Annotated in this window: 8 protein-coding genes and 1 pseudogene; 2 read left to right on the top strand and 7 right to left on the bottom strand. The window is 66.7% G+C overall.

Going from position 1 to position 8780, the window contains the following annotated elements; translation table 11 throughout:
• Both V3572_RS00305 and fliQ read left to right on the top strand, forming a co-directional pair.
• Positions 1 to 398, top strand: a pseudogene (locus tag V3572_RS00305) (flagellar type III secretion system pore protein FliP); the annotation flags it as partial.
• Between the two features lie 29 nt (positions 399 to 427).
• A complete protein-coding gene (gene fliQ / locus V3572_RS00300) occupies positions 428 to 697 on the top strand; it encodes a flagellar biosynthesis protein FliQ (RefSeq protein WP_332108967.1) in 270 nt (89 codons plus the stop codon).
• Between the two features lie 351 nt (positions 698 to 1048).
• Here fliQ and V3572_RS00295 read toward each other — a convergent pair whose 3' ends face one another.
• The 7 genes from V3572_RS00295 to def form a co-directional block, all read right to left on the bottom strand.
• Complete coding sequence (locus V3572_RS00295; protein ID WP_332108965.1) at positions 1049 to 2368, bottom strand: HDIG domain-containing metalloprotein; 1320 nt, start codon at positions 2366 to 2368, stop codon at positions 1049 to 1051.
• A complete protein-coding gene (locus tag V3572_RS00290; protein ID WP_332108964.1) occupies positions 2365 to 3708 on the bottom strand; it encodes a dihydroorotase in 1344 nt (447 codons plus the stop codon). The genes V3572_RS00295 and V3572_RS00290 overlap by 4 nt, the downstream gene beginning before the upstream one ends.
• A 3-nt stretch (positions 3709 to 3711) precedes the next feature.
• Complete coding sequence (locus tag V3572_RS00285) at positions 3712 to 4650, bottom strand: aspartate carbamoyltransferase catalytic subunit (protein WP_332108963.1); 939 nt, start codon at positions 4648 to 4650, stop codon at positions 3712 to 3714.
• A 125-nt stretch (positions 4651 to 4775) separates the two neighbouring features.
• Positions 4776 to 6197, bottom strand: coding sequence for an RsmB/NOP family class I SAM-dependent RNA methyltransferase (locus tag V3572_RS00280; RefSeq protein WP_332108962.1), 1422 nt, complete (start codon positions 6195 to 6197; stop codon positions 4776 to 4778).
• Positions 6194 to 7147 (bottom strand): DUF116 domain-containing protein, encoded by a 954-nt coding sequence (locus V3572_RS00275; RefSeq protein WP_332108961.1) that lies wholly within the window; start codon positions 7145 to 7147, stop codon positions 6194 to 6196. Before V3572_RS00275 ends, V3572_RS00280 begins: the two co-directional genes overlap by 4 nt.
• Before the next feature lie 14 nt (positions 7148 to 7161).
• Entirely contained in the window at positions 7162 to 8154 is a 993-nt protein-coding gene (fmt, locus tag V3572_RS00270) for a methionyl-tRNA formyltransferase (RefSeq protein ID WP_332108960.1), read from the bottom strand.
• 11 nt (positions 8155 to 8165) lie between these two features.
• The gene (gene def, locus V3572_RS00265; protein ID WP_332108959.1) at positions 8166 to 8678 is read right to left on the bottom strand and encodes a peptide deformylase; all 513 of its coding nucleotides are present in this window, start codon (positions 8676 to 8678) and stop codon (positions 8166 to 8168) included.
• Between the last annotated feature and the right edge of the window lie 102 nt (positions 8679 to 8780).

The following is an 8780-nucleotide window of genomic DNA, read 5'->3' as shown; positions in this document are numbered from 1 at the left end:
AGCCCTATATGCGTGAGGAAATCTCCCTCGGGGACGCCGCAAAGAAGGCCGAGGTTCCCCTGCGCGCCTTTCTCTTCAAGCACACCCGGGAGAAGGATCTCTCCATTTTCTACACCATCACCAAGATGGAACGCCCTGACAACCGCGATCAGGTGCCGACCGTCATGCTCGCCGCCGCCTACATGATCAGCGAGCTCAAGACCGGCTTCACCATCGGCTTTCTCATCTACATCCCGTTTCTGGTCCTGGACATGGTGGTTTCCAGCATCCTTTTGGCCATGGGCATGATGATGCTGCCCCCGGCCATGGTTTCCATGCCGTTTAAGCTGCTCTTGTTCATCCTGGTGGACGGCTGGACGCTTCTGACCGGCTCCCTGGTCAACAGTTTCGCCCTTTGACCGGCCCTATGGCCGAAAGGAACAGCCTCATGACCCCGGAAACCGTTATCGCCATCGCCCGCGAGGCCATCGAGCTGGCCCTGTTCATGGCCCTGCCCATGCTGGCCGTGAGCCTCGTGGTGGGCGTGTTCGTCAGCATCCTGCAATCCGCCACCCAGATCCAGGAGATGACGCTTACCTTCGTGCCAAAGATCCTGTCCATGTTCCTGGCCCTTTTGCTGACCTTTCCCTGGCTCATGGACAAGATGACCTCCTACACCCGCGACCTGTTCCTCAACCTGCCGAGCTACATCCGCTAGCCTCGCGCCCTCGGACGCGGCGTGCCCGGATCGTGCGACGAACAACCACGCGAAAGAAGTCTTTTCTTGAGGGGATGGCACGGAAGGGGGTAGCCTAGGGGATGCGTCCCGGCTGACGCGCTCCCTTGCGGGACGCCGTGGGGGCCTGCGCCAGTGCGCCATGCCCCCGCTTCGGCCGCCGGGGCGTCTCATTTTTTGAGAAAATGAAGCAGGCGGGGTCGGAACCCCGCTGGCGTCGGAAGCTGTCGCCGTGACGAAGGGGGGGAGGTTGCCTGCGGGGGCTGGGACTCGGCGTGTTTGCGGCAAGGCGGGCCGGGCAGGGGCACATACCCCTGCCCGGCCCGACGCGGTTTACAGGCTGTCGGCGGCGCTGTGCCGGGCGACGAAGGCCACGGCCTCGTCCACGTTCGTCACATCGCCGGAGATCTGGGCCTTGAGCAGGGCGTCGCGTAAAAGCCCCACGGCGGGGCCGGGCTTTAAGCCCGTGAGCTGCATGATCCGGCCGCCGTTTAACAGCGGTTCGAGCATGTCCTCCGGGGTGTCCGAGCGGTCCAGCATTTTCATGTTGTGGTTGAACTCTTTGTAGCTGCCGCCCCGGGCCTTGATGTCGGCGCGCACCATTTCGATCAGGCGCGGATATTCGTCCAGGGCCTTGAAGCGGCGGATGCCCCGGTCGGTGAGCATGAAGTGGAAGCGCATGTGGTGGCGCACCAGAAAGCACACCAAGTCGGTCTCCTCGGGAGGAAAGTGCAGCCTGGAGAGGATCTTGCGGGTGACCTTCGCGCCCACCCGGTGGTGCTGGTAGAAGGTCCAGCGGCCGTCGAAGAATTCCGCCGTGTGTAGCTTGCCCACGTCGTGGAACAGGCAGGCCAGGGCGCCGTACCAGTCGTAGGGCAGCTCCTGGGGATAGTGGGCCATGACCTCCAGGGTGTGGTCGAAGACGGTTTCTTCCTCGGTCTCGTTTTTCTGCTGCCGGATGCGGGCCATGGCCGCCAGTTCCGGGATGAGCCCGTGCAGGATCATGGATTCGTAGAGCAGCCTGACGAAGGCGGCCATGTTTTCGGCCTCGACCTTACGCCATTCGTCGATGATGTCGTTGGTGGAGGCGTAGTCGAGCACCCGGCGCGCGGCCCGCAAAATGGCCATCCAGGTGTTGTGCTCGATGGGCAGGTTGTAGTTGGCGGAGAAGCGCAAGGCCCGCACGGCGCGCAGATAGTTCTGGCGCAGGGTCTGGTCGGGGATGCCCACGAGGCGTATCTCGCCGGATTCCAGGTCGGCGAACCCGTCGTGGAGCTCCTTGGGGCGCGGCAGATAGGGACAGGCCAGATGCAAGGGGATTTCCCCGGTATCCTGAAGTTTCTTAAGGAGTCTCGGGGTGACCATGGCCACGCAGTCCTCGGGATGGGAGCCGTCCTCGGTGTCCGCCGGATAGAAGAAAATGATCCCCGACTCGGAACGAAAGACGGCGAAGGCCGTGTCGGTCTGGGTGGCCTCGACCGTGGGGAAAATCTTTTGCAGGTCGGCCAGGGCCATGTCCGTGCAGATGTCGATTTCCACGCTCCCCTGGCCGTGGGCCTTATCCTGCAAGCGGGCGTTGACCACGTAGGCGTCGTAGCCGTTGCGCATGATGGTTTTGCACAGCGTTGCGGCTTCCTTGAAAGACGGATTCATGAACTCCTCCCGTGCGGGGGGCGTCCGGCCGACCCGAGGTCGGCCGGGGCGAAGGCCCCGCGTAGAACTACCGGTTTTCCCCCGATGAAGTGGGCGTTGACCCGTCCGGTCAGGGTGCGGCCCAGGCAGGGGGTGTTTTTCCCTTTGGAAAAAAGCGATTCGGGCGTGACCGTCCAGGCCTCCCGGGGATCGAACAGCACGAAGTCAGCGGGGTCGCCGGGGGCGAAGGTGTTGTGCGGCAGCTTGAAGAGGCGGGCCGGCGCCGTGGAGAAAAGCCGCACGATGTCTGCGGCGTCGAGCATGCCCTTGTCCGTGAGCACAAACGACAGGGACAGCGCCGTCTCAAGGCCCGTGATGCCGCAGGGGGCCTCACCGAAGGGGGTTTCCTTCTCGTGGGCGGCGTGGGGGGCGTGGTCCGTGGCCAGGATGTCGATGACCCCTTCCCGCAGGGCCTGAATCAGCGCCAGCACGTCGTCCCGGGTGCGCAGCGGCGGGCTGACCTTGGCCAGCGTGTTGTAGCCCTCCACCTCGGCCTCGGTGAAATGCAGGTAATGGGGACAGGTTTCGGCCGTGACCGGCACGCCCCGGGCCTTGGCCCGCTCGATGATCTCCACCGAGCGGCGGCAGCTTATGTGCGCCAGATGGATGGGGATGCGCAGATAGTCGGCCAGAAGCACGTCCCGGGCCACCTGGATGGCCTCGGCCACGTCGGGCTGGCCGGGCAGGCCCAGGCGCGAGGACACCCGCCCTTCGTTCATGCCCGCGCCCGGGGCCATGGTGGGCTCCTCGCAGTGGTCGATGACCCGAAGTCCCAGGTCCGAGGCGTATTCCATGGCGTGGCGGAACAGCTCGGCGTCGGCCACGGGGCGGCCGTCGTTGGAGAAGGCCACGCATCCGGCCTGGCGAAGCTCGGCCATGGGGGCCAGCTCCTGGCCCAAAAGCCCCTTGGTCAGGGCCCCGATGGGAAAAAGGCGCGGACCATGCGGCCAGGTCTCGGCGGCGCGTTTGGTCATGTGCTCGGTGATGGAGGCCGTGTCATTGACCGGGGAGGTGTTGGCCATGCACATGACGTTGGAAAACCCCCCGGCGGCAGCCGCCGCCAGGCCCGAGGCGATGTCTTCCTTCCACTCCTGGCCGGGTTCGCGCAGATGGGCGTGGGCGTCGGTCAAGCCCGGCAAAAGCGTCAGGCCCCGGCCGTCGAGGGTCAGGGCGGACTCAAAGACGGCCCCGGGGACGTGGGGGAGCACCTCAAGGACGCGTCCCTTGCGGCACAGCAGGTTCACGGCATGGGGCGTCTCGGGAAGGATCAGGTTGGTGACGGCGAGATCGGGAAGGGCCACGGGCTACTCCTTGTCACCCCGGTCCTTGCGGGTGATGAAAAGGTGCAAAAGGGCCATGCGCACGGCCACGCCCGAGGCCACCTGGTCGAGAATGAGGCTTTGCCCCGCGTCGGCCAGCTCCGAGGAAATTTCAATGCCCCGGTTGATGGGGCCGGGGTGCAGCACCTTCACGTCCGGGTCGGCCCCGGTGAGCGCGGCCGAAGACAGGCAAAAGCGCCCGGCGTATTCGCGCAGATCCGGCAGAAGCCCGGCCTGCTGGCGCTCAAGCTGCAAACGCAGGCACATGACCGCGTGAGCCCCGGCCACGGCCTTTTTCAGGTCGGAATGGACCTCCACCCCCCAACCGTCCACCGAGGGCGGCAAGAGGGTGCGTGGCCCGCACAGCCGCACGTTGGCTCCGAGCATGGACAAAAGGATCACATTGGAACGGGCCACCCGGCTGTGGGCGATGTCGCCCAGGATGCACACGGTCTTGTCCGCAAGCGTCCCCCATTTTTCCAGCAGGGTGAAGGCGTCGAGCAGGGCCTGGGTGGGGTGGGCGTGGCGGCCGTCGCCGGCGTTGATCACCGCACAGGACACCCGCTCGGCCACAAAGGCGGCCGCGCCGGATTCCCCGTGGCGGATGACGAGGGCGTCGGGGTTCATGGCCAAAAGCGTGAGCACCGTGTCTTTGAGGCTTTCCCCCTTGACCAGGGAGCTGCCGGACTTGGTCAGGGCGAAGGTGTCGGCGGACAGGCGTTTGCCGGCCATGTCGAAGGAGGTCTTGGTGCGGGTGCTCGGTTCGGCGAAAAAAAGCACCACGCTTCTGCCCTTGAGCGTGGGCACCTTCTTGACCGGACGGGAATTGATCTCCCTAAACGAGGCGGCGGTCTTCATGACCACGGCCACATCGTCGCGGGAAAGCTGGGAAACGTCGAGCAGATCCTTGTGGGGCCAGCTCATGCGGGCTCCTTGTGGTCCTGGCGCGGAAAGGGAAACGGTTGTGTCGCCATAGCCGACTGTTTTTTTCATATGCCCCGCCCGCCGTCAATCGGGCAAAGGCATTTTTCGGCCAAAGGATGACGGACTCAGGCCCGTTTGCGCAGACAGGCGGCGAAGAAAAATTCTCCAAGCGGCGAGGCCGGGTCGGCCTCGCACAGGGTTTCCAGCCGGGCCTCGGGGGTTTCCGCCAGAAAACGGTCCACCAGCCCGCGATTTTCCTCCGGGGCCAGGGTGCAGGTCACATAGGCCACCAGCCCGCCCGGGGCCACGCGCCGCATGGCGACGTGCAACAGCCCGTACTGGATGCGGGCCAGGTCGGCCACGTCAGCCGGGGTGCGCTTCCATTTGGCGTCGGGCCGCCGCGACAGCACCCCAAGCCCCGAACATGGCGCGTCCAAGAGGATCGTGCCGGGGGCCCGGCCAAGGGGCGGACACAGGGCCGAGGCGGCAAAGACCGGGATGTCCGGCAGCCCCAGACGGATCGTTTCCGCCCGCAGGGCCCGCAGCCTGCCCCGGTGGATGTCGGCGGCCCACACGGCATGGTCCGTGGCCTCCAGAAGATGCGTGGTCTTGCCGCCGCGCCCGGCGCAGGCGTCGAAGACCGGGCCGGGCCAGCCGTCCGGGTGCAGGGCGGCCAGGGCCTGCTGGGCCGCCGCCGATTGCCGGGAAATGCGCCCGGCGGCCAAAAGGGCGTCCAGGTTCAGGCCGCCGTGGGAAAAATCCGTGCCCGGGGCAAAGGCCAGGGTGGGAAACGCCGCCACAAGACAGCCGGGCAGGGCCGCCAGCGTCTTGAAAAGGGCGCCCGCCTTCGGCTTGCGGGCGTTGACCCTAATCCCCGTGGGCGGGGGTGCGGCCTGGGCGGCCAGAAAACGCAACGTCGTCTCGTGGCCGTAGGCCGCGCGCCACATGGCCACGATCCAGGCCGGGCAGGAATAATACCGGGAAAGCACCGTGGTCGCGTCCGCCCCGGGGGTGCGGCAGCAGTCCATGTCCGCCGCCTGCCCGGCCTCGTCGGCCATGCGGCGCAGGACGGCGTTGGCCACCCCGGCCAGCCGCGACCCGGCCAGGGCCTTGATGCGGTCCACGGCCCAGTCCACCGAGGCGTAGGCGGGGACGCGGTCCAGATGAAGGATTTCGTGGGCGGCCAGCCCCATGGCGGAAAGTACCGGCGGCGGCAGCCCGGCCGGATTCTTCAAATGTCGCGAGAGAAGAAATTCCGTGCGGCCGCGCAGCCGGGTGAACCCATAGGCCAGTTCCACGGCCAGGGCCGTATCCCGAGGGTCCATGTCCCTGTGCGCCAGGGCCGTGTCCAGAGCGGCCTGCAGGTCCATGGCCCGGTTTTGACGCTTTCCGGCTGTCGGTAGGGCCTTGGCCAGGGCCTCCAGGGCGGCGGCCCGGGCCGGCGGGGTCTCATGGCTTTTCTTGAGGGGAGCGGCGGGGCTTGTGGCGGCGGCAGGCGCGGCCTGTTTCGAAGCGGCCGGATGGGGGGCTTGGGATTGTGCGGTCATGACGAACCCGGCCCGCCGGAAGCGGCCTGGGCGTCCGGAGCCCCCAGAGCATCTGGGGCGTCCGGGGCAGCGGATTCAGGCTGCCCGGAGGGTGCGGCCGCCTCGGCCTTGCGGCCCGCCCGCCTGCCGGGACGCAGCCCGCTGCGTCCCAGGGTGGGCAGAAGCTCCGCCACCGGCGGTCCCTCGGGCAGTTCCTTCAGAAAATAGCGCAGGGCCTGTTCCAGGGCCGCCAGGCTGACGGTGGTGTCCAGGCAGGGGCCATGCGGCCGTTCGTTGAGCACCCCGTAGACCGGGATGGGGTAGGTGTCCTGGATGCCGCTGGCCAGATCGCGCTCGCAGGCCACGGCCAGGATCAGGCGGGGCCGTTTCTGGACCACGATGCGCCGGGCGATGGTGCCGCCGGTGGCGATGGCCAGATGCGTGCCGTAGTGGTCGGCCAGGTCCAACAGTCCGGCCACGGGGCATTTCCCGCAGCGTTTGCAGTTCTGGATGTCGTAGGTCAGACGCCGGTTGCAGCGGCTGTTTTGCAGGCAATGGGGCAAAAGCACCAGAATCTGCTTCGGTTCGTATTTCCCGGCGTCGGCCGAGACGAGTTCGTTGTTGACCTTGATGAACGAGCCGCGCACCCGTTCCTTGGAGATGCCGAGCATCCGGCCGAAAAGGGTCATCAGCGGCAAAAAGACCTTGGCCGTGACCCCGCGCAGACGCCCGGAGAAAAGAATCGAGCGGCCCAGGATCACGCTGACGGCCAGCCCCAGGCCGGCCCAGGCCACCAGCAGGATCAGCGCCGCCAGCAGGACGCCCATGATCCAGGGCGCGGTCGGATGGATGTTTGTGAGGCCCACGAAGGGGATGATCCACAACAGGGCCAACACGGCGCACACCACCAGGCAGGTGCCGGTGATAAGCCCGATGAACAGGCGCTTTCGCGATGGTTCGTCGTGTTCCATCCTACAGTCTGTTGTCACGTCGTGGCCATTGTGTCCAGGTCGTCCGGCCCGCAGACCGGGGAGGCCCCCTCGGGGCACTTGCCCAGATAGCCGCAGGCGAAGGCCTCGGCCGACATCTCCTTTTTTCCGGCCGGACGCAGGCGGGGAATCCGGTAGACCCCGTCGGCGCAGGCCACGCGCAGATTTCCGTCCGCAAGCCCCAGCACCGTGCCCGGCCCGGCCCCCTCGGGAGGCGTTCCGCCGGGGGCGGATTCCGGCCGTCCCGGGGCGGCGATGACCCGCAGGGGCGGCGCGTCCGGCCGCAGCCGGACGTGAAAAAAGGCCCCGGGCTTGGGGGAGAAGGCCCGGATGCGGTTATGCACGTCCATGGTCGGCCGGTCGAAACGGATCTCGGCCTCGGCCTTGCCGATCTTGGCCGCATAGCTGGCCCGGGACTCGTCCTGGGGGATCTCCAGGATGGGCCCGGCGGCCATCCGGGTGAGCGTCTCGGCCAGAAGCGTCCCCCCCATGGCGGCCATCTGGGACAGGATCGTCCCGGCATCGTCGTCGAAGCCGATGGTCAGCGCCCGTTGGGCCAGGATGGGCCCGGCGTCCAGGGCTTTCACCATACGCATGATGGTCGCGCCGGTCACGGTGTCGCCGTTTAAAATGGCCCGCTGCACCGGGGCCGCGCCGCGATAGCCGGGCAAAAGCGAGGCGTGGACGTTTATGGGCATGATCTTCGGCACGTCCAGCACCGCCTGGGGCAACAGCATGCCATAGGCCGCCACCAGCAGCAGGTCCGGCTCAAACGTGGCCAGTCGGGCCACCTCGTCCGACGATTTGAAATCCGCCGGTTGCAGGACCGGCAGGCCCTTTTCCAGGGCCAGGGTCTTCACCGGGCCCGGGCGGCAGGCCTGGCCCCGGCCGCAGGGCCGGTCGGGCTGGGTATAGACCGCAACCACCTGGCACGCCCCGGCGCCCAGCACCCCGCGCAACACGGCCGCCGCGAAATCCGGCGTGCCCATGAAGACCGCCCTTAGTCCTGATCCGCCTTCCTGGCCCATTTTCTTGCCCTTTTATCGTATAAGGCCCTTTTCAGGCGGCTTATGCGGTCAATGAAAAGCGTGCCTTCCAGATGGTCGATCTCGTGCTGCAGGCACACCGCCAAAAGCCCTTCGGCGTCGAGGCACACCTCGTTGCCCGACAAATCAAGCCCCCGCACGCGGACCTTTTCGGCCCGCACCACGTTGGACCGGTAGTCCTTGACGCTCAGGCAGCCTTCCTCCGTCTCCGTCTCCCCCTCGGCCATAATGATCTCGGGGTTGACCAGGGCGAACAGCTCCTCGCGTTTGTCCGGGCCGGAAATGTCCACGGTGATCAGCCGCACCGGCTCGGCCACCTGGTTGGCGGCCAGGCCGATGCCCTGGTTGACGTACATGGTCTCGGCCATGTCGCCCGCCAAGGCCATGATCTCCGGCGTGATCTCCTCGATCCGCGCTGCCTTCTGGGCCAATACCGGATGCGGATATTTCACGATTTCCCTGGTCATCTCGCTCCTTCTTCGGGGCTGCCGCCCCGTACCCCGCCCGGGGGGAATCTCGAACATCTGCGGGAGGGCCGGAATCTGGATTGAATGTGTGCTGAGATTTCA

It is taken from the genome of Desulfolutivibrio sp. (assembly GCF_036584575.1).
GTDB lineage: Bacteria > Desulfobacterota > Desulfovibrionia > Desulfovibrionales > Desulfovibrionaceae > Desulfolutivibrio.
Note: the sequence above shows the minus strand (reverse complement) of the source record. Positions and strands in the feature narration are given on the sequence as shown.